Below are 21,496 nucleotides of genomic sequence, written 5' to 3' on the forward strand. Positions count from 1 at the left end.
GCGGTGGGGAGCTCTCCGGCAGCCTCCAGTTGACGCCGCGCCAGGCCGAGGAGCTCGCCGGCGAGGACTGGGAGGTCGAGGTGCGCCTGCTCGACAAGCGCGGCATGCGCCTCACAGGCAAGCTCGAGCGAGAGGAGCTTCCTCCAGGGGTCTGGCTCTAGCAACCAGCCGGCCAGCACCCGGTGCCTTGCTGGATGTTGGCGTCGAGCGATTTCGTTCCTCTTACCCGCGATCCGTCATCCGACACGTGCAGTAACTTGACGGCACTGCGCAGCTTCACGTCGGTCCTTCCCCTCTAGCACCCACCTGTCCCCGCGCTCGCTGCCTTGTGAACTTGGGAAAAATTCCCGATTTCTCACGGCGTAGAGTGCCTGTGGCACGTGTCTTAAGTGTCAGCATTGGCCAGTTCGGTCGCGCTGGCCATAATGCCGGGCGGCGCTGCGCATCCTGACGGCGGCAACGGATCTGAGCCGCTCCATGACGGGGGGAGTCTTTTGAGAATTTCGGTTGTTTCTGCCGGCCTGATGGTGCTGGCGACAGCGCTCGGGGCTGGGGTTGCCTCGGCCAAAGAGACGTTCACGCTTGCCTTCGTGGGCCCACAGGACGACGCCTTTCGGGGGTTCCAACAGGCCATCGATGAGGCCAATCGCCAGGGGCGATTCCTCGGCTACGCGTTCCACCATGAATACATCGAGCCGGGTGACCAGGCGGCCATGGCGCTGCCCGAGGGCACATCCGCCGTGTTCGCGTCCCTGCCCGCCAAGCCATTTCTCGCCCTCGCGCGACATCACGACAAGCTGCCGGTGTTCAACTTGAGCGCGACCGAGGCTGCCCTGCGCACGGTGTGTCAGGCGAACGCCTTCCACGCGCCGGCCAGCGATCGGATGCTCTCGGACGCCGTGACTCAGTGGACGCAGGCGGGCAACGACGCCGACGGCGTGGTCGCCAAGGTGTGGAACACCCAGTTCCGTCGCTACGCCGCGATCCAGCTCAGCAACCGCTTCGAGGAGGGCCAAGGGGTGCCCCTCAGCGATACTGGCTACGCCGGCTGGGCGGGGACCCGCCTCTACACCCAGGTGGTGATGGAGCAGGGCACGGCGCAGGCAAGCACGATCCTCGACACCTTACGCGGTGATCAGGTGCAGTTCGACGGCGCCAAGGGCGTGCCGATGCAGTTCCGCGCCAGCGGTCAGCTCAATCAGATGATCCTGCTGGAGCAGGACGGCAAGGTGGTGGGCACGGCGCCGGTGCGCGGCGTGGCCGCTGCCCATGAATTAACTACCTTGGGCTTCAACGGATGTGAGGAGGGGAGTTCCCAATGAGTCGAAGCAATAGATTGCTGGCTGCAACGCTGGTGATGACGGGCGGCCTGCTGGTGGCTGCGGGCGTCGCGAGCGCAGGCAATCGCATCTACGTCACCAACGAGCACGAAGGCTCCATGTCGATCATCGACGCCACCACCTACGAGGTGCTGGACACGGTCGAGGTGGGTAAGCAGCCGCGCGGCATCGGCATGTCGCCGGACGGCAAAGAGATCTACATCGCCCTTGGGCGCGACGACGCCATCGCTGTGGTGGATCCGGCCAGCGGCAAGGTGTTGCGCAACCTCGACGGCGGCGAAGATCCCGAGAACTTCATGGTCCACGCCAACGGCGACCTCTACATTGCCAACGAAGAGGACGCGCAGGCATCGGTGCTGCGCCCTGCCTCCGGTGAGGTGATCGCCGAGGTGGAGGTGGGGATCGAGCCGGAAGGTGTCGCTATCTCGCCGGACGGCAAGCTGGTCATCATCACCAGCGAATCCACCAACATGTTGCACGTGATCCGCACGGAAGATCACGAGTTGATCGAGAACGTGCTGGTGGGCTCACGGCCGCGCTCGGCCACCTTCAGCGCGGACGGCCACTACGCTTACGCCACCGCTGAAATCGGCGCCGAGATCGTGCGCGTCAACCTCGAGAACTTCGAGATCGATCGTCGCGCCAAGCTGAAGGATCCGAGCTCCAAGCCGAAGGACATCCTCGAGCATGCGGACACCGGCCGTCTCTACGTGGCGGGTGGGCGCAGCAACAGCATCTACGTGCTGGACGCGGACACGCTGCAGGTGCTCGATGAGATTCCGGTCGGCCGCCGTGTGTGGGGCCTCGGCTTCGACAAGGCGCGCGAGCGCCTGTTCACCACGGACGGTGGCAGCGACACGGTGTCCGTGATCGATGTGAAGACCAACAAGGTGATCAGCACCATCGCCGTGGGCAAGGGCCCGTGGGGCGTGGTAGTCGACGCCTGATCGCTCGATAAGTTCGCCCGACAGGAGGGGCGCCGGCAGCAGCTCGTGAAGGCTCAGTCGGCGTCCCGCTGCTTCTCTCCCGACTGCGGCGCCACCGCCGTGACCTGCGCCTCGACCGTGCCTTCGCCGAGGTGCGCGCGAATCGCATCTCCCTTCGAGACCTCTGCGGCGTCGCGCAGAATCGTACGATCGCTCACCCGCTCCACGATCGCGTAGCCCCGCGAGAGGGTGGCCAGCGGGCTCACCGCATGCAGCGTGTCCGCAGCGCGGGCCAGGCGCGCGGAGAGTCGCTCCTGTTGCCGGCGTACGCCAGCCTCCAGGCGCGCCTGTAAATGCGTTTGCTGCGCGAGCAAGCCCGGCAGGCGGTGCGTTGGCGATGCTCGATCCAGGCGCGCGCGAGCGGCGTCGAGGCGTTCCACGCGTTGACGCACCAGGCGCGTGTGGGCGGCGCCGAGGCGCTCATCGAGGGCCTCCAGCAGGCGCCGGCTGTCCGCGATGCGCCTGCTGGGGGCGACCCGTGCTAATCGATCTTGTAGGTTGCTGAGGCGTAGGGTCACGCCCTGGGTGCGTTGGGCGGTGAGGCGTCGCAAGCGTTCACCGAGCTCATCCACCCGTTGCATGTTCTGCCGCAGGCGCGTTGCCGGGTGCTGCTGGCGCAGGCGGCCCTGCATCCACTGGAATCGTTGCGTGCCGCGGGACACGTGGGCCCGCGCGGCGCCGAGCAGGCGTCGTTCGAGGGTGCGCAGTTGGCGCAGCCACTCGCTAGCGTCCGGCACCACGGACTCGGCGGCGGCGGAGGGGGTGGGGGCCCGCAGGTCGGCGACGAAGTCGGCGATCGTGACGTCTGTTTCGTGGCCGACGGCGCTCACCACCGGGATGTCACAGGCGGCGATCGCCCGCGCCACGCGCTCCTCGTTGAAGGCCCACAGGTCCTCGAGGGAGCCGCCGCCGCGGGCTAGGATCAGCACGTCGCAGTCCTGGCGCCGGGCGGCGGTGCGCAGTTGGGCGATGATTCTCGGCGCCGCTTCGGGCCCCTGCACGGGGATCGGGTAGATGCGCACGGGCACGGCGGGGAATCGTCGCCCGAGCACGTGCAGGATGTCGCGAACGGCAGCGCCGGTGGGCGAGGTGAGCACGCCGATACGGCGTGGCAGGGTGGGCAAGGCTCGCTTACGTTCGGCGGCGAACAGTCCCTCGGTGGCCAGTCGCTTCTTCAGCTCCTCGTAGGCGCGGCGCAGGGCGCCTTCACCCGTCTCCTCCACCGTATCGACTTGGATCTGATACTCGCCGCGCGCCTCGTACACCGTGAGCTGGCCGCGCACGAGCACCTTCTGGCCGTCGCGCAGGGGGCCCGCCGCCCGAGCCCGCTGGCGAAACAGGGCGCACCGCACCTGGGCGCGGGCATCCTTCAGGGTGAAATAGACGTGACCGGAGCCGGGTCGGGAGAGGTTTGAGATCTCCCCCTCCACCCACACGGTGCGCAGGGACTTCTCGAGCAGTCCGCGTACTTCACTGTTCAGGCGGCTTACGGTGAATACGGCCCGCTCGGCCGCGCGTCGGGCGGCTCGTTGCGTCGCCGGTGCGGTGCTGGGCCTGTGATCCGCGACGGTCTCGGGCGGAGTGGCTGGCGCGCGGGCTTCGCTCGGAGGGCGCTCGGCGGCGGGGCGGCGCGGCGGTGGCGGCGGGGCAGCAGGACTCCCGAACAAGCTCTCCTGCTGCGGCTTTGGCGGCGGTGGGTTTCGCGGCATGGGCCGATTGTAGCCCAGGGCCTAGCGTGTTCCCCGCCGGCAGCCGGTCACCAGTTGCGTCACACGTGGCGGCAGCCAAAGGCGCCGCCTTTGCTATACAATGCTCGGTTAACTCATCGGGCAGCATTCAGGAGGAATTATGCGACTCGTCGACGAAGGCCTCACATTCGATGACGTGCTGCTGGAACCCGCCTATTCCCAGGTGCTCCCCCGCGACGTCAGCCTGCGCACGCGCCTCACGCGGGAAATCGAGCTCAACCTGCCGCTGGTCTCCGCCGCCATGGACACGGTGACCGAAGCACGCCTCGCCATCACCATCGCCCAGGAGGGCGGCATCGGCATCGTGCATAAGAGCATGACGCCGGAGAGCCAGGCCGCCGAGGTGAGCGCGGTCAAGAAGTACGAAAGCGGCATCATCTCAAGCCCCATCACGGTCAGCCCGGACAAGACGATCGCCGAAGTGCTGGCGCTCACCCGCGCCCATCGCATCTCCGGCGTGCCCGTGGTGGACGGCGAGGAGACCGTCGGCATCGTGACCAATCGCGATCTGCGCTTCGAGACCCATCTCGACGCCCCGGTCACCAGCGTCATGACGCCGAAGGAACGCTTGGTCACCGTGCGCGAGGGGGCGAGCGAGGAAGAAGTCCTGCACCTCCTGCACAAGCACCGTATCGAGAAGGTGCTGGTGGTGGGCGAGCGCTTCGAGCTTCGCGGCATGATCACCGCCAAAGACTTTCAGAAGGCGACCGACTACCCGATGGCCTGCAAGGACTCCCGCGGCGCCCTGCGCGTGGGCGCAGCGGTCGGCACCTCGGCCGACACGGACGAGCGCGTGCAGGCGCTGGTGCACGCGGGCGTAGACGTGGTGGTGGTCGACACCTCCCACGGCCATAGCGAAGGCGTGCTCAACACCGTGCGCCGCCTGAAGGGCCAGTGGCCTGACCTGCAGATCATCGCCGGCAACATCGTCACCGCCGAGGCGGCCCTGGCCCTGGTGGAAGCGGGCGTCGATGCGGTCAAGGTGGGTATCGGCCCCGGCTCGATTTGCACCACCCGGGTGGTGGCAGGGGTGGGTATGCCCCAGGTCACGGCCATCTCGCGCGCGGTGAAGGGCCTCGAGGGGACGGGCGTGCCCGTCATCGCCGACGGCGGTATCCGCTACTCCGGCGACTTCGCCAAGGCCATCGCGGCCGGCGCCCACACGATCATGGTGGGCAGCCTCTTCGCCGGCACGGAGGAGTCCCCGGGCGAGGTGGAGCTGTACCAGGGGCGCTCCTACAAGAGCTACCGCGGCATGGGTTCGCTCGGCGCCATGTCCAGTCGCCACGGCTCCAGCGATCGCTACTTCCAGGACAAGACGGACGAGGTGGAGAAGCTCGTGCCCGAGGGCATCGAGGGTCGCGTGCCCTACAAGGGCCCCCTCGGCGCCATCATCCACCAGCTCGCCGGTGGCCTGCGCTCGGCCATGGGCTACACGGGCAGCCCGGACATCGAGGTAATGCGCACCCAGCCGCGCTTCGTCCGCATCACCACCGCCGCCGTCCGCGAAGGCCATGCGCACGATGTGACCATCGTCAAGGAAGCGCCTAACTATCGAATGGATTAGCCGATAGGCTCCAGCCACACGGGGAACGCATGAGCGACATTCACGCCGAGAAGATCCTGATCCTCGACTTCGGGTCGCAGTACACCCAGTTGATCGCGCGCCGCGTGCGCGAAGCCGGTGTCTACTGCGAGATCCATCCTTGGGATGCGGGGGATGCCGCGGTCAGGGACTTCGCGCCGAGCGGCGTGATTCTCTCGGGCGGGCCCGAGTCGGTCACCGGCGGCGACGGGCAGGAGATCACGCCGGTCGCCCCCGAGGCGGTCTACACCCTCGGCGTGCCGGTGCTCGGCATCTGCTACGGCTTTCAGAGCATGGCAGCGCACTTCGGCGGTAAGGTGGCGCCTTCCACCCATCGCGAGTTCGGCTACGCGCAGGTGCGCGCTCGGGGCCACTCCCGCCTGCTGCGCGACATCGAAGACCACACTAACGCCGAAGGTCACGGCCTGCTCGATGTCTGGATGAGCCACGGCGATCGCGTGGACGAGTTGCCGCCCAGCTTCAAGCTCATCGCGAGCACCGACAGCGCGCCCTTGGCAGGCATGGCCGACGAGGAGCGTGGGCTCTACGCCCTGCAGTTCCACCCGGAGGTCACCCACACGCGCCAGGGGCAGCGCATCATCGAGCGCTTCGTGCACGAGGTGTGCGGATGCGGCCGCGCGTGGACGCCGGACAACATCATCGAAGACAGCATCGCGCGCGTGCGCGAGACGGTCGGTGAGGACGGTCGCGTGCTGCTCGCCCTGTCCGGTGGCGTCGACTCCTCGGTGGTAGCAGCGCTGCTGCACAAGGCGATCGGCGATCGCCTGGTCTGCGTCTTCGTGGACACCGGGTTGCTGCGCCTCAACGAGGGCGACCAGGTGATGCAGACCTTCGCGGCGCACCTCGGTGTGAACGTGATCCGTCACGACGCAGGCGATGAATTCATGCAGGCGCTGGAGGGCGTGGCTGACCCTGAGGACAAGCGCAAGCTCATTGGCCGCCTCTTCATCGAGGTGTTCGAGAAACACGCCAAGGCTCTGGACGGCATCGAGTACCTGGCGCAGGGCACGATCTACCCCGACGTCATCGAGTCCGCCGGTGCCTCGACGGGCAAGGCGAAGGTGATCAAGTCGCACCACAACGTGGGTGGCCTGCCCGAGCGCATGAACCTCAAGCTCGTCGAGCCGCTGCGCGAGTTGTTCAAGGACGAGGTGCGAAGGATCGGCCTGGAGCTGGGCTTGCCCCACGATCTGGTCTACCGCCATCCCTTCCCCGGCCCTGGCCTGGGCGTTCGGATCTTAGGCCCCGTCGACAAGGAGAAGGCGGACCTGCTGCGCGCTGCGGATGCGATCTTCCTCGAGGAGCTGCGCCGGGCTGAGTTGTACGATCGGGTCAGCCAGGCCTTTGCCGTGCTGCTGCCGGTCCGTTCCGTCGGCGTGCAGGGTGACTACCGCGTCTACGGCTACGTCGCGGCCCTGCGTGCGGTGGAGACCATCGACTTCATGACCGCGCGGTGGGCGCACCTACCTTACGAATTCCTTGATCTCGTCGGTCGGCGCATCATGAACGAGATCGACGGCATCGCACGGGTCACCTACGATATCAGCGGAAAGCCTCCTGCCACCATCGAGTGGGAATAGGTCCGCGCCGTCGCGGCCGAAGCGATGACTGAGCATCCCTTGGCCGAGGACGATCCCGACATTCGCTGGATGGCGCATGCGCACGCCCTGGCCAAGCAAGCGGAGCGCTGCGGTGAGGTGCCCGTGGGGTGTGTCATCGTCCGCGATGGCGCCCTGCTTGCGGAGGGCAGCAACCGCCCTATCGCCACCCACGACCCGAGTGCTCACGCGGAGATGGTGGCCATGCGTGCGGCCTCACGCAGCCTCGGTACCTACCGCCTGACCGGCAGCACCCTCTACGTGACCCTCGAGCCTTGTCCGATGTGTGCGGGTGCGATGGTGCACGCGCGGATCGCGCGACTGGTGTACGCCGCCGCTGACCCGCGGGCGGGCGCTGCGGGCACGGTGTTCAACATCGTGGATCACCCCTCGCTCAACCACCGGATCAGCGTGCGGGCAGGGGTCATGGAAGAGCTGTGCGGGGAGCACCTGCGCGCGTTCTTCGTCCGGCGCCGTCGTCGGCCGCCGGACGGGGCGAGCTGCTCGGCCTAGAACTCTTCCCAGGCACCGTCATCGTCGGGCGTGCCGACGCTGCTACTGGCCGCACGCTGGGAGCTGCTGGCGGCGCCGCTGCTGCTGGACGATGAGGAATCACCACCCCAGGGGCGGTTAGGTCCGCGGCGCTCAACGCCGTTCGGCGGACCCTTCGGCGCCGAACTGGGTGCTGGCGAGCGCAGCGACGACGCGCTGCCGCCACCGCCTTGGAAGAAGGCCGCCAGTTCGCGCAGAGCACCTGCTTCCTCGCCGGCCGCTTCGCTGGCGGCCGTCGCCTCTTCGGTGAGCGCAGCGTTCTGCTGCGTCGCCTGATCCATGTGGCTGACGGCCTTGCTGATCTCGTCGATGCCGCTTGCCTGCTCGGCGGAGGCCTTGGCGATGTCACCGATGATCTGGCTGACCTGGGCGACGCCCTCGACGATGCTCTCGAGGGTCTGGCCTGACTCGTCGACCAGGCGTGAGCCTTCGTCCACCTTGGTCACGCTGTCCTGAATGAGGGACTTGATGTCCTTCGCCGCACTGGCGGAACGCTGGGCGAGGTTGCGCACCTCGCTGGCCACCACCGCGAAGCCACGGCCCTGCTCACCGGCGCGAGCCGCCTCGACCGCAGCGTTCAGGGCCAGCAGGTTGGTCTGGAAAGCGATCTCATCGATCACGCCGATGATGTCGGCGATCTTGCGGCTGGAGTCGTTGATCTCGCCCATGGCCTCGATGGCCTTGCGCACTACGTGACCGCCTTTTTCGGCAGTGTTGGTCGCCGTGTTCGAGAGAGTGTCCGCCTGCTGGGCGCTGTCGGCGTTCTGCCGCACCGTCTGCGTCATCTGCTCCATGTTGGCCGCCGTCTCTTCGAGGAACGAGGCCTGCTCTTCCGTGCGCTGGGAGAGGGTGCGGTTACCTTCCACCACGCTCTGGGCGCTGTGGGTGATGCGGTCGGCTGCTTCAGCGATCCGTTGGGTCAGCTCGGCGACGCGACCGCAGGTGGCATTGATCGATTCCACGAGCTCACCCATCTCACCGTCGGCCTTCGCCTGAATGCGTTGGCCTACATCGCCCTGGGCGACGCCGCGCATCACTCGCGTGGCCTCGGTCACCAGTGAGCGCATCGCGCTCAGTTCAGAGTCCTTGCTCGCGATGGACGCCTTGAGCGCCGCGATTTCAGCCGCAGGGTTGCCGTCGTTGGATTGCATCGATCACTCCGCTAGACATCGACAGGGGCGGGACAGACCAGCGAACGCTACTCCGTCCGCCCGGCGTGGGCGTGCGACCGTGTTTGGCATTTTGGTAATTCACTCCGCCGGTCGGCGGAAGTGTGGGGTAGTTCACATATTTGGGGTGGCGGTGACGGTGTCGTCGTCGGGCGGTGCGGCCTGCGCTTCGGGTTCCTGGTCGGTGGCCTCCGGTGCCACCAGCTCACCGGTCGGCGCGTCCTCGTCGGTGGCGGACGCCGCGGGTGCCTCGGCGGGCGCGGTGCTCGTCTCCGCCACCTCGGTCGTCGTGGTGACTGCCTCCTCAGGACCGCCGCCTTCGGACTGGGCCAGGGAGGCCTCCTCCTCTGGCGCCACCGTCAGTTCCACGTCGGGGGCTTTCCACAGCAGGATGTCGTAGTAGCTGCGGATGTTGCGCACGTACTCGACGGGCTGCCGGCCGCGGGCGTAGCCCCGCGGCACCTGGGAGTACCAACGGCGCCGGGTGAGCAGGGGCAGGTGTTCGCGTACGTCGGTCCAGAGGTTCGGGTCGCGATCATGCATCTGCGTGAGCGTGCGAGCGTCCTGCAGGTGGCCGTAGCCCACGTTGTAGGCGGCGAGGGCGAGCCAGGTGCGGTCGGGCTCGCGGATCTCGGGGTCCAGACGGTCGCGCATCTGCACCAGATAGCGCGCACCGCCGAGGATGCTCTGTTCCGGTGAGGTGCGATCATCCACGCCCAGCTGCGAGGCGGTGGCTTCCGTGAGCATCATCAGGCCGCGCACGCGCGTGGGCGAGACGGCGTTCTTGTCCCAGTGGGATTCCTGGTAGGCGGTGGCGGCGAGCAGATGCCAGTCGAGCCCCACTTCCTCGGCTGCCTGGCGGAACAGGGGCTCGTAGCGTGGCAGTCGAGACTCGATGTGACGCAGGAACGTGCGCGTGCCCACCCAATCGAAGCTATCGGTGTGGGAGTAGTAGCGATCGATGATCCGTTGCAGCTCTCCGCTCAGGCGAAGCTCCAGGAAGTAGCGTTGCGCCTCATCGAGAATGCTGCGGTCGTGGCCTGGCGGAAATGCCCAGGCGATGGGTTCCGGGTCAGCCAGGGTGAAGCCGCGACGCACCTCCGGAAAGTAGCGTCGGTTGAGCTGGTAGGCCGAAGAGTCGGCGACGGCAAAATCGAAATCACCTTCTTCCACGGCCTCGAACAACTCCTCTACGGAGGCGAGGGGGAGCTCCTCCCACTGCAGGTTGGGATATTCCTCGCGCAAGGCTTGCAGGCGCTCTAGGTGGCTACTGTCTGCGATCACTGCCAGGCGGCCGGCGGCCAGGTCGTCCACGCTGCGCGGGCGCCGCTTTCCACGTTTGTAGACGACGAAGGTGGATACCTGCTGGTAGGCGGGGCCGAAGCGCACCAGCTCGGCGCGCTCCTGGGTCGCCGTGATGTGAGCCGCGGCGATATCCGCCAGGCCCTCCTGCACGCTCGGCAGGAGATCGCCCACGTTCTCCAGGGGAATGAACTCCAGCGTGAGGCCCAAGCGTTGGGCGAACCCCTCCGCCAGTTCGTAGTCGACGCCCACCGGGCGGCCCTCGGCGGCGAGGTAGAAGCTGGTGGCGGCGTTGCGCGATACCACGCGCAATCGCCCCAGCTCTTGCAGCCGTTCCAGCTCGCTGACCGGGAAGGAACAGGTGCCGAGCAGCGCCGCCATGCCGGTGAGCAGCGCCAGGCGCCACCAGCGAACGCTGCGGCGCAGCGCAATCCTCCAGCTTGAGCGGATCCAGGGGTTCACCCGCTCGATGATACTCGGCTCGGGGACGTGTGCCTCCTGACACCGTCACCTTGACGCGACAGCCGCCAGCGAAAATAATCGCGGGCTGCCTGGAGAGGTACCGAAGTGGTCATAACGGCACCGACTCGAAATCGGTTGGGGGCGTACCGCCCCACGTGGGTTCGAATCCCACCCTCTCCGCCATTTCCCCGCTCGGTGATCCGCGCATGGAGCTCCTCGTCTTCGATCTCGACGGCACGCTGCTCGATGCGTCGTCGACCATCTCCGCGTACACGCGCGAGACCCTGAGCCTGCTCGCGGCCCGCGGCATTCACTACACCGTCGCCACCGGCCGTACGCTCCACGCCTCGCGCGAGCTCATCGATGGGCACGGGTTTCATCTGCCCCAGGCCTACAAGAACGGCGTGCTGATCTGGGACCCGAAGGCCGCCGACTACACGCACCAGACGTCCCTGACCCTGAGCGAGCTCGAACACGTGGTGGGCGCGGTGATGACCCAGGGGATCACCCCTTTCCTGTTCACTCTGGAGGCGGGCAACCGCCACGTGGTCTACCACGCTCCCCTGCAGCACGAGGTGGAGCAGCGCTTGGCGGCCGACTACGCTCGCCTCTCCGGGGTGGAGGTATGCGATGCGGGATTGCTGCCCGCGGACGCCCAGATCACCAACATCAGCGCGCTCGGCGCTCCCGCCGCCATCGATGCGGTGCAGGCCCTGATCGCCGATGAGCCCGAACTGGTGGCCTACTCGGGCGTAGCGATGGAGGGACCGTCCCTGCGCTGGATTGATATCCACCATGTGGAGGCGAGCAAAGGCGCCGCGGTACAGGTGTTACGCGAACAGCTAGGTGCCACGCGCGTCGTCTGCTTCGGGGACAGCGATAACGACCTAAGCATGTTCGCCGTCGCGGACGAAGCCTACGCACCGGGCAACGCGAAGGCGGTGGTGAAGGAGGCGGCCACAGCCGTGATCGGTCATCACGATGAACACGGCATCGCACGCTTTCTGCGCGAGCGCTTCGACCTGGATAAGTCCTAGGCGCATCCCGACCTGACGCACGGCGGCATGCATACGACATAACGCTAGGGCCAAGTTGCCCACCCCTCCAGATTAGGTCAAGATTGCCGTATTATTAACGACATAAGCGTTGGCCTGATGCTCACAAAAAACACTTCCACAACGCTGGCGACCCTTATCGGTCCCTTCCTTCTCGCCGCCCTGGCAGCGATGCCTGCAGGCGCCGCACCCATCGATGGCTTTGGTATCGGCGACGGTGCGCTGATCGATGCGGATGCACTACTCGTTGCGTACGACAACGATTCCGACTCCCTCTTCATCACCGGCCTCGGCAACAGCACGGCCACGCTGACCGACGAGGGGGGCACGCCCCTCAGCATCGACGGCACGGGGCTGTTCGTGGTGCTCAGCATCGACGGCACGGGGATCCTGTCCGGCGGCTCGGTGCAGGTGAACGGCTCGGTGGACGAACTCGGCTTCGACTCGGGCGTGCTGCTCACGGGCGATGCCACGGACTTCGGCTTCTTCGATCTCGGCGAGGCGCGCGGCGGCGAAGAGAGCGATGAGCTTCAACTCGTCTTCACGATCACCGGCGGCGACGCCGCGGGGCTCTGGGACGGGCAACTCGCCGTGCGCTTCACCAACACGGGCTTCCTCGGCAGCTTCGCCAACGACTGGGTAAACGACGGCGACGGGGTCACCCTGGTCGGCCAAGCGGTGCCCTTGCCCGGCGCCGTGTGGTTGATGCTGAGCGGCCTGGCCCTGGTGGGGTGGCGCCGTCCTCGGCGTACCGCCTGATCAGAGTCGCCGCTAGGCCGCGCCGACCGCTTGGGTGAGGGCGGCGGCGCGGGCTGGCTCGAAGGAGCCTGCCGGTAAGGCGGGCTCGCCGTAACGCTGCCAGTATTCCGCCACGCCGATTTTCGCGCACAGGGTCTGGAATCTCGGGTCCGCGCGCAGCGCCGACGCCTCCGGCAACATCAGCCACGTGTGATTGAGTCGTTGCTCATCGAGCAATGCATCGGCCTGGGCGTAGGTGGCGTCGCCGGCGCCGAGCAGCACGTACTGCAGGAAAGCGATGTTCGGAGGGAGCGCCTCATCGCGCACGGCCTGACCTACCGCTTCCACGGCTGGGTCGGTCAGGGCTGGGTCAGCGATCGCTGCAACTACCGAAGCCGCCCAGTCCTCGGGTAGGTTCGCTTTCTCCAGGGCCGCCCGCCAATCGCGCTGGGCCGCATCCCACGCGCCGTTGCGCAGGTTGGCCAGGTATTCCACGAACGCCGGCACCAACCCCGTCACCCCGAACTCGCGCGCGATGCGGGTGTGCTTTAGCGCCTTGCGGTCATCACCGTGCAGCATGTAGGACACGGCGAGGACGTTGTTGGCCATCGGCGAGACGGGGTCGAGTTCGTAGGCCTTGGCGGCCTGCTCCGTCGCCTCCTGCTGCTTGCCGAGATCGTTCAGCACGTTCGAATACCACTGGCGGAGGAGGGGATCGTTCGGGTCCCGCTCGATGGCGTCGAGCAGCCGAGATTCCGCTTCCTGCCATTGCCAGCTGCGCAGGTGCACGTAGCCCAGGACGCCGTGGGGCTCGGCGAGCGTGGGATCGAGGGCAGCCGCTTCCCGGGCCAGGGTGGTCGCCGCGGCGAGCGAGGCCTGACGCGACTCGCCCGTGTACTCGTGCATGACGGCGCGCGCCGCGGCCAGGGCCGACTTGGCGCGCGCGAAGGTGGGGTCGAGGGCCAGGGCCTGTTCGTACAGTTCCACCGCTGCCTCGATGGCTTCCTTGCCGCGCCGTTGCCAGCGGTGGCGACCGCGCAGGTAGAACTGGTAGGCCTCCACGTTCGTCTCCGCGCGCACGACGGGACTCGCCTGCGCGGCGGGCAGCGTTTCACCTAGTGATTTTCTTAGTACTTCGACAATGCTGTTGGCGAGGGTCTCCTGCAGGGTGAAGACGTCCTTGAACTCCTCGTCGAACTTCTGCGACATGAGCTGGTAGCCCGAGCCCGCCTCGATCAACTTGGTGCTGATGCGGATGCGATCGCCAGCCCAGCGCACACTGCCCTCCAGCACGTTGCGTACGCCCAGCTGCGCGCCGATCGTGCGCACGTCCGTATGATGGTCCTTGTACATGAAGCAGGAAGTGCGAGCGGCCACGCGGATCCCTGGCACGGAGGACAGGGTGTGCAGCAGCTCCTCCGCCAAGCCGTCGCTGAAGTACTCGTGCTCGGGGTCGGCGCCGATGTTGCGAAAGGGCAGCACGGCGATAGACCCGGGTGGCGCCTCCTTCAGCGGCACCACGGCGGAGGCATCGGCGCCCTGGGGCGCTGGCGGTGCGTCATCCGTCGCGCTGCCGGCGGTGCGCTTCAAATCCAGGTCGAAGGCCCAGGAGAGGGCGAGGACGATGGGGAAGCCGACGATCGCGCCGTAGAAGACGAAGTTGATCGCACGGTCGGGCAGACCGACGATCGGAAACACCGTGTTGCAGACTTCGAGTAGCCCCCACGCACCGGCCAGGTAGATCGCGCTGGTGCCGAACACCCGTCGTCTTCTCAACTCTGCGATCAGCTTGCGCACGGACCCCTGCCGCTACTCCGTCATCGGCTCAACCATGCAGCATGGCGCATCGGCGACGCATGTCAAACATGCAGGACCGGCCTGCCCCCGTGAACGGCGCGCTCGCCTTGCACTTGCTCGTGTCCGAGCGGGTGGCGGGGCACTCAGCCGTGCGGTTATGTTGCATCTGGTAAGAGCGGCAAAGCGGGCGACGGAGCCTCGCGCGCGCTAAAGCTACCGAGGTTGGACGATGACCGACGACGATCGAGACCCCGCCAGTGCCGCCCTCGAAGCGGATCGGCGCGCGCTACTGCGCGGCGCGCTCCTCGCGCCCCTCGTGTGTGCCTCGCCGGCGATGGCGCGCGCCCTCGGTGACCCTGGACCCAGCGCGAGTCCGCTGGCGCCAGGCGAGGCGCTGGCGATCGACGCGGGTCAGGCCTTGCTGCCCGCCGAGGAGGGCCGGCACCACGTACGCTCGGACATCACCCTGGTCGTCCGCGACGGGCAGATTGAGGCCGTGCGCACGGGAGCGGCGAAGGGCGTGCGTACGATCGATGCGCGTGGCTTGTTGGTGTTGCCCGGCTTCATCTCCGGTCACACGCACGGCTGCAGCGCGACACCGACCCGCGGCATCATAGAAGGCGGGCGCAGCTTCGCTCGCCCCCTGGAGCTGGTCGAGTCCTTGCCCGCGGAACAACTCGACGCCCTCACCGCCTACAACGTGGCTGAACTCCTGTTGAGTGGTGCCACCACCCACGTGGAGATGAGCTTGAGCTTGCGCCAGGCGCAGTCCTATGTGCGGGTGGCCCGGCGCTGGGGCGTCCGCTGCTACCCCGGCGGCATGGTGCCGGGGATCGCTCGCCTGTTTCCCATCTGGTTTCGCCAGGATGACCAGGTGCTGTTCGACAGCGAGGCGGATACGCTGCGCGAGATCGCCGACAACCTGGCCTTCGCCGAGTCCGTCAACGGCGTGGACGATGGCCGCATCCGCCCGCAGATGACGCCGCATGCCGCCGACACCCAGACGCCGGCGACGATGGCCGCCTTCGCCGCGGCCGCCCGCAAGCTCGGCCACGGCGTTCACACGCACCTCTCCCAGTCCGCGCGCGAGACGGCCACCGTGCGCCGCCTGCACGGCATGACGCCCACCGAGTGGTTCCAGGCCCACGGCATGCTCGCCGCCGGCCCCTTCTTCGGCGCGCACATGGTGGGCTTGGACTTGGCGGTGGACGCGCCGCTTCTGCGCGAGGCCGGTGCGGTGTACGCCCACTGCCCCTCCGCCGGCGGCGCAGGGGGCCCGACGCAGCCATATCCTGAAGCGCTTGCGGCCGGGCTCGCGGTCAACATCGGGATCGACACCCACTCGAACGACTACGTCGAGAACCTCAAGCTCGCGGTGCTCTACGGTCAGGCGCGGCACTCCCTGCTCGCCGAGCACAGCGCTGCCAAGCTGCAGCGCCCTACGATCGATGACGCCGTCGCGGGCGCGACGCGCGTGGCCGCCGATGGCCTGCGCCGACCGGATCTGGGACGCCTCGCGCCCGGCGCGCGGGCGGATCTCGTCGGCATCGACGTCACCTCACCGCTGGTAGGCGTTGGTGCTCGACCGCCCGAGCCACTCCATCACTTGCTGTACGCCAACGGCAGTGCCGTGCGCCTGGTGATGACCGATGGGCAGCTGCAAGTAAACGGTGGCCGCTTCCTGGTCGACGATCTGTCGCGCGTCGTGCGCGAGGGTGGGCGTGTGGTGAGTGAGCTATGGGCCCGGTTGGGTCGAGAGGGCTGGTTAACCCAGTGAGGGACCCGGCTGGCCCGGCACCCTGAGGGGAGGGTGCCGAGCCGGGTGACGGGAGGGGAACCCGTTCTGTTCCAAGCGCCTCAAATTTTATCGCTTGAACGGTTGGGTTCGTGGTGCCCTTCCTGGGAATTTTTCCTGACGCGCCGGCGCGCTTCCCTCCGGTTCGAAACGTCCAGGCGACCGGCCGCGTGGCGAGGGTCAGTCCTCGCCCGCAGGGCGACGACGAGACTGCTTGACCACCGCGCGGTTGCGCTTGTCCTGCAATCGCTTGCGTTTCACCCCCGCGGGCGTCCGTGTGGGCAGGCGAGGGCGCGGAGGTTCGGCGGCCTCCTCGAGCAGGGACTGGAGGCGGGCCAGGGCATCGCGCCGATTGCCCTCCTGGGTGCGTTGGCGGCGGGCTGTCAGCACGAGCTCCCCGGCGACGGTCATCCGTTGCCCGGCGAGCGCTGTCAGCCGCGCCTTCACGTCCTCTTCGAGCGACGGCGAGTTCGCCACATCGAAGCGCAGTTGGATGGCCGTGGCCACCTTGTTGACGTTCTGGCCCCCAGGGCCTGAGCTGTGGATGGCGGTCAGCTCCAGTTCGTCGGTCAGCGTTTCTACGCGCGGGGCAGGCATGGTGGGTCGTTCGGGGTAAGGGGAGGGGTATTTTCGGGCGCGAAGTGTCGCACGTTCCGCCCGGATTCGCCCGTGCTGCGTGGTATGCTTCGCGCCATGTCGGAGCGCGTCACCTACAAAATCTTGTTCCAGTCTCAGGGCAAGTTGTACGAGATCTTTGCCAATGAGGTAAGCCACGGCGCCATGCTCGGTTTCGTCGAAGTGGCAGAGCTCGATTTCGGTCGACGCACGGAGATCGTCGTCGACCCCACGGAAGACCGCATCCGCTCCGAATTCGAAGGGGTCAAGCGCACCTGGCTGCCCATGCACTCGATCGTACGCATCGACGAGGTGGACAAGCGCGGGATCAGCAAGATCACCGACGCCAAAGGCAGCAACGTCGCTCAGTTACCCGTTACGTATCTTCCCCCGGGCGGCGGTGAGCCGCCGAAGGGCTGAGCGCTAGTGGGCCGCTTGGTAAATAAGGTAACGCTCAGTCTGTGCAGGGGCGCTGCCAGCAAGGCGCGTCGCGCAGCCGATGGCCCCGCCATTGGCAAGAGGCGCAACGCCGGTGGCAGCGCCCCTGCACAGACCCGAAGGGCGAGCCTGACTGACGCCATTGCGGCGTTGGTCAAGCGCAGCCATAGCGCTGCTATGCCTGCGCTCGCCCGCCTTGCCCTGACGCCAGTCCCGCTCGCTGAGCGTTACCTTATTTACCAAGCGGCTCACTAGGCGCGACGTGCGTACCGACTGCGTGCAAGAGGATGGCGCGCCGACCTCTCGCTTAACGAATTTCCTGATTGTCGCGGAGATACCCGCCGATGGCTGAGTCACGCGTGCTGCGCGTTCCCGGCGCCCCAGCGCTCTCGTCCTTTCGTCTCCAGCGCGTACGCCAGGCGCTGCAGGGTGACCTTCCAGATCTGCAGGGGCTACGTACCCGATGGTGGTATCTGGTGGAAACGTCGGAGGTGGACGGCGCGTCGCTGACGGCTGCGCAAGAGCGGCGCCTAAGTGATTTGCTCGGCGGGGTTTCGCTAGATGAGGCGGGGTCAGCGCCTCAGCTGGTGGTAGCGCCGCGCATCGGCACGATCTCTCCCTGGTCCAGCAAGGCCACCGACATCGTGCATCGCTGCGGCTTCGAGGCGGTTACCCGGGTGGAGCGGGTCCTGGCCTGGCACTTCGATGGCGTGGACGATCTGGGCGGCGAGACGCTCGCCGCGATCGCTCCCCACCTGCACGATCGGATGACCGAGTTCGTCTTCGCGACGGTCGCCCAGGCCGAGCTGCTCTTCGCCCATCACACCCCGGCCCGCGGCAGCGCGGTCCCCCTGGTGCAGCAGGGCCGCGATGCCCTGGTAGAGGCCAACCGGAACTTGGGGCTGGCGCTGGCGCCGCACGAGATCGACTACCTGCTCGAGACCTTCAGCAACCTCGAGCGCGACCCCACGGATACGGAGCTCATGATGTTCGCTCAGGCGAACTCGGAGCACTGCCGACACAAGATCTTCAACGCCGAGTGGACCCTCGAAGGCGAGGTGATGCCACGCTCGCTCTTCGACATGATCCGCAACACCTATCGAGCGAATTCGGCGGGCGTGCTCTCGGCTTATCGCGATAACGCAGCGGTTTTCGAGGGTGAACCGGCGCAGCGCTGGTACCTCGACGCGCATACCGGCGTGTACCGGGCGCGCGAGACCCGAGCGCACGTGGTGATCAAGGTCGAAACCCACAATCACCCCACGGCCATCTCACCCTTCCCGGGCGCTGCGACGGGCGCCGGTGGCGAGATCCGCGATGAGGGAGCCACCGGCCGCGGGGCCAAGCCGAAGGCGGGGCTCACGGGCTTTAGCGTCTCCAACCTACGCATCCCCGAGTACCTGCAGCCGTGGGAGGGCGACGCCGTGTCGCCGTCGCACATCGCAAGGCCTCTCGACATCATGCTCGAGGGACCGATCGGCGGCGCGTCCTTCAACAACGAGTTCGGTCGGCCGAATCTGCTCGGCTACTTCCGCGCCTTCGAGCAACCGGAGGGCGAGGACGGCCTGGCGGCGCCCGCCGCTGGCGAGCAGGTGGCGCGTCGTGGCTACCACAAGCCGATCATGATCGCCGGCGGCATGGGCAACATCTTCGGCGAGCACGTAGAGAAGCGCGGCTTCGGCCAGGGCGCTGCCGTGGTGGTGATCGGTGGTCCGGCCATGCAGATCGGCCTCGGCGGTGGCGCAGCGTCATCCGTCGCAAGCGGGGCAAGCAGCGCCGAGTTGGATTTCGCGTCCGTGCAGCGTGGCAACCCCGAGATGCAGCGCCGTTGCCAGGAGGTGATCGACCGCTGCTGGGCCATGGCGGAAGGCAACCCGATCCTGTCCATCCACGACGTGGGCGCCGGCGGTCTCTCCAATGCCATTCCAGAGCTGCTCGACCAGAGCGACTGCGGGGGCGTGCTGTCCTTGCGCGCGATCCCCAACGACGAGCCGGGCATGACGCCCATGGCGATCTGGTGCAACGAGTCCCAGGAGCGCTACGTGCTGGCCATCGCCGAAGGTGATCTGCGCGAGTTCGAGGCGATCTGTGAGCGGGAGCGTTGCCCCGTGGCGGTGCTCGGCCACGCCACCCAGCGTCGCGTGCTCAACGTGCAGGACACGCACTTTGGCGATGCGCCCGTCGACATGCCGATGCAGGCTCTGCTCGGCCACACGCCGCGCATGGAGCGTACGGCGGAACGCGTCGTTGCGCCGACCCGGTCGGTCGATCTCGCGTCGATCGATCTGGACGAGGCGGTGAATCGCGTACTGTCCGTGCCCTCCGTCGCCGACAAGAGCTTCCTCATCCACATCGGCGACCGCACTGTCGGCGGCTTGAGCTCGCGCGATCAGCTCGTGGGGCCCTGGCAGGTGCCCGTGAGCGATGTCGCTGTGACGTGCGCCGACTTCCGCGGTTACACGGGCGAGGCGGCGGCGATGGGCGAACGTACGCCGGTGGCCTTGCTCTCGCCGGCCGCGTCCGGTCGCCTGGCCGTCACCGAAGCCCTCACCAACATCGTGGCGGCGGACATCGAGCGCATCGACCAGGTGCGGCTGTCCGCCAACTGGATGGCCGCGTGCGGTGCGCCCGGCGAGGATGTCGCCCTGTGGGATACGGTCGAGGCCGTCGGCATGGGCTTCTGCCCGGCGCTTGGGTTGACGATTCCCGTAGGTAAGGACTCCCTCTCCCTGCAGACCCGCTGGCCCGCTCAGGGGGGCGGCGAGCATCGGGTGGTCGCGCCCCTGTCCCTCATCATCTCCGCCTTTGCGCCGGTGATCGACGTGCGGCGCACGCTCACGCCCGAGCTACGCCTCGACGCCGGTGAGACAGAGCTCTGGCTGTTCGATCTCGGTCGCGGGCAGGATCGCCTCGGCGGCTCCGCGTTGCTGCAGGCCTGGGCGGCCACGGGCGATGAGCCTCCGGACGTGGAGGATCCCTCCCTGGTTCGCGCCTTCTTCGGCGCCATCGTGGAGGCGCGCCGCGCGGGCTTGCTCCTCGCCTATCACGATCGTTCGGACGGTGGGCTCTTCACGACCCTGCTGGAGATGGCCTTCGCCGGCAACGCGGGCCTCAAGATCGACATCGACGAGGGCGTGCAAGCCTTGCCGCGCCTGTTCAGCGAGGAGGCGGGGGCCGTCGTCCAGGTACCCGTCGAGCGGCGTGAGAAGTTCCTCGCCGTGGTGCGTGCGCGAGGACTCGAGGAGGTGGTGTCGCGCGTCGCCGTGCCCACCGCGGGCGAAGAGATCTGCGTCATGCAGGACGGCGAGCGGCTGTTCAATCGCTCACGCATGGAGCTGCGTGGCGTGTGGTCGCGGACCAGCTACGAGATGCAGCGCCTGCGCGATGATCCGACCTGTGCTCAGGAGGCCTACGAACTCCTCAAGCTGCCGCGGCCACCGGCCCTGTATTCCAAGCCCAGCTTCGATCCTACGCAGGACACGGCAGCACCGTTCATCGCCAGCGGCGTCAGGCCGAAGGTCGCGATACTGCGTGAGCAGGGAGTCAACGGGCATCTGGAGATGGCCGCCGCCTTCGATCGCGCAGGCTTCGATGCCATCGACATCCACATGAGTGACTTCATCGGCGACGCGCCCCGTCGTCGAGACTTGCGGGACGTTCAGGTGCTCGCGGCATGTGGCGGGTTCTCCTACGGCGACGTGCTCGGGGCCGGCAACGGCTGGGCGAGGGGCATTCTCTTCGACGAACGCACGCGAGCCGTGTTCGCGGAGTGGTTTGCGCGGGAAGACGGCCTGACCCTCGGTGTCTGCAACGGCTGCCAGATGCTCTCGCGGGTGCGTGAGCTGATCCCCGGCACGGAGCACTGGCCCAGCTTCGAGCGTAACCGCTCGGAGCAGTTCGAGGCGCGCCTGTCGATGGTGGAGGTGGGCAAGTCGGACTCGCCCTGGTTCACCGGCATGGCGGGCACGCAGGTGCCGGTGGTGGTGAGCCACGGTGAGGGACGCGCTACCTTCGCTGCGTCAGACGTGCTTGAGAAGGCCCTGGGTCAGGGCCAGGTCGCGCTGCGCTACGTGAACGCCGAGGGCGAACCGACCCAGCGCTTCCCCCTAAATCCGAACGGCTCGCAGGCGGCTGTGGCTGGCGTCACGAGTGCGGATGGGCGCGTGAACATCATGATGCCGCACCCCGAGCGCGTGTTTCGCACCGTGCAGCAGAGTTGGCATCCGGCGCAGGCGGGCGAGGACAGTCCGTGGATGCGCCTGTTCCGCAACGCGCGTGTAGCGATCGGCTAGGTC

At 67.5% G+C, this 21,496-nt stretch carries 15 protein-coding genes and 1 tRNA gene; 11 read left to right on the forward strand and 5 right to left on the reverse strand.

The genetic code is table 11. The annotated features are described in order from the left end of the window. Window positions 1-494: 494 nt before the first annotated feature. Window positions 495-1,322: a hypothetical protein gene (locus tag AAF184_15160; protein MEO0423675.1), complete on the forward strand. Its 828-nt coding sequence runs from the start codon at window positions 495-497 to the stop codon at window positions 1,320-1,322. Next, window positions 1,319-2,287 (forward strand): PQQ-dependent catabolism-associated beta-propeller protein, encoded by a 969-nt coding sequence (locus tag AAF184_15165; GenBank protein ID MEO0423676.1) that lies wholly within the window; start codon window positions 1,319-1,321, stop codon window positions 2,285-2,287. Before AAF184_15160 ends, AAF184_15165 begins: the two co-directional genes overlap by 4 nt. Window positions 2,288-2,340: 53 nt before the next feature. On the opposite strand, the gene xseA is transcribed toward AAF184_15165, so the two are convergent. Then, window positions 2,341-3,993 carry an exodeoxyribonuclease VII large subunit gene (gene xseA, locus AAF184_15170; GenBank protein MEO0423677.1) on the reverse strand — a complete coding sequence of 551 codons (1,653 nt, stop codon included), beginning with the start codon at window positions 3,991-3,993 and terminating at the stop codon, window positions 2,341-2,343. 181 nt (window positions 3,994-4,174) lie between these two features. Here xseA and guaB point away from each other — a divergent pair, with 181 nt between their 5' ends. From guaB to tadA, 3 genes are read left to right on the forward strand one after another with little or no spacing between them, the layout of a single operon-like run. Beyond that, complete coding sequence (guaB, locus tag AAF184_15175; GenBank protein MEO0423678.1) at window positions 4,175-5,641, forward strand: IMP dehydrogenase; 1,467 nt, start codon at window positions 4,175-4,177, stop codon at window positions 5,639-5,641. A 29-nt stretch (window positions 5,642-5,670) separates the two neighbouring features. Continuing rightward, window positions 5,671-7,260 (forward strand): glutamine-hydrolyzing GMP synthase, encoded by a 1,590-nt coding sequence (gene guaA, locus AAF184_15180; GenBank protein MEO0423679.1) that lies wholly within the window; start codon window positions 5,671-5,673, stop codon window positions 7,258-7,260. A 24-nt stretch (window positions 7,261-7,284) separates the two neighbouring features. After that, window positions 7,285-7,791 carry a tRNA adenosine(34) deaminase TadA gene (gene tadA, locus AAF184_15185; protein MEO0423680.1) on the forward strand — a complete coding sequence of 169 codons (507 nt, stop codon included), beginning with the start codon at window positions 7,285-7,287 and terminating at the stop codon, window positions 7,789-7,791. On the opposite strand, the gene AAF184_15190 is transcribed toward tadA, so the two are convergent. Both AAF184_15190 and mltF read right to left on the reverse strand, forming a co-directional pair. Then, window positions 7,788-8,981 (reverse strand): methyl-accepting chemotaxis protein, encoded by a 1,194-nt coding sequence (locus AAF184_15190; protein MEO0423681.1) that lies wholly within the window; start codon window positions 8,979-8,981, stop codon window positions 7,788-7,790. The two genes, tadA and AAF184_15190, sit on opposite strands and share 4 nt — an antisense overlap. 132 nt (window positions 8,982-9,113) lie before the next feature. After that, entirely contained in the window at window positions 9,114-10,763 is a 1,650-nt protein-coding gene (mltF, locus tag AAF184_15195; GenBank protein ID MEO0423682.1) for a membrane-bound lytic murein transglycosylase MltF, read from the reverse strand. A gap of 91 nt (window positions 10,764-10,854) precedes the next feature. Between mltF and AAF184_15200 the strand changes: the two genes are divergently transcribed. The 3 genes from AAF184_15200 to AAF184_15210 all read left to right on the forward strand — a co-directional run bounded on the left by AAF184_15200 (window position 10,855) and on the right by AAF184_15210 (window position 12,577). Further along, a tRNA-Ser gene (locus tag AAF184_15200) sits at window positions 10,855-10,946 on the forward strand. Further along, a complete protein-coding gene (locus tag AAF184_15205) occupies window positions 10,919-11,800 on the forward strand; it encodes an HAD family hydrolase (protein ID MEO0423683.1) in 882 nt (293 codons plus the stop codon). The genes AAF184_15200 and AAF184_15205 overlap by 28 nt, the downstream gene beginning before the upstream one ends. A 117-nt stretch (window positions 11,801-11,917) precedes the next feature. Next, complete coding sequence (locus tag AAF184_15210) at window positions 11,918-12,577, forward strand: hypothetical protein (protein ID MEO0423684.1); 660 nt, start codon at window positions 11,918-11,920, stop codon at window positions 12,575-12,577. A 12-nt stretch (window positions 12,578-12,589) separates the two neighbouring features. On the opposite strand, the gene AAF184_15215 is transcribed toward AAF184_15210, so the two are convergent. Next, window positions 12,590-14,353 (reverse strand): hypothetical protein, encoded by a 1,764-nt coding sequence (locus tag AAF184_15215; protein MEO0423685.1) that lies wholly within the window; start codon window positions 14,351-14,353, stop codon window positions 12,590-12,592. A gap of 229 nt (window positions 14,354-14,582) precedes the next feature. Here AAF184_15215 and AAF184_15220 point away from each other — a divergent pair, with 229 nt between their 5' ends. Next, complete coding sequence (locus tag AAF184_15220; protein MEO0423686.1) at window positions 14,583-16,130, forward strand: amidohydrolase family protein; 1,548 nt, start codon at window positions 14,583-14,585, stop codon at window positions 16,128-16,130. Between the two features lie 198 nt (window positions 16,131-16,328). On the opposite strand, the gene arfB is transcribed toward AAF184_15220, so the two are convergent. Continuing rightward, window positions 16,329-16,745: an alternative ribosome rescue aminoacyl-tRNA hydrolase ArfB gene (gene arfB / locus AAF184_15225; protein ID MEO0423687.1), complete on the reverse strand. Its 417-nt coding sequence runs from the start codon at window positions 16,743-16,745 to the stop codon at window positions 16,329-16,331. Window positions 16,746-16,817: 72 nt separating this feature from the next. Here arfB and AAF184_15230 point away from each other — a divergent pair, with 72 nt between their 5' ends. Further along, the gene (locus tag AAF184_15230) at window positions 16,818-17,183 is read left to right on the forward strand and encodes a DUF1820 family protein (GenBank protein MEO0423688.1); all 366 of its coding nucleotides are present in this window, start codon (window positions 16,818-16,820) and stop codon (window positions 17,181-17,183) included. Window positions 17,184-17,545: 362 nt separating this feature from the next. After that, window positions 17,546-21,493, forward strand: coding sequence for a phosphoribosylformylglycinamidine synthase (gene purL / locus AAF184_15235; protein ID MEO0423689.1), 3,948 nt, complete (start codon window positions 17,546-17,548; stop codon window positions 21,491-21,493). Window positions 21,494-21,496 lie beyond the last annotated feature (3 nt).

The organism is Pseudomonadota bacterium, from assembly GCA_039815145.1.
In the GTDB taxonomy this organism is placed as follows: domain Bacteria; phylum Pseudomonadota; class Gammaproteobacteria; order Steroidobacterales; family JBCBZW01; genus JBCBZW01.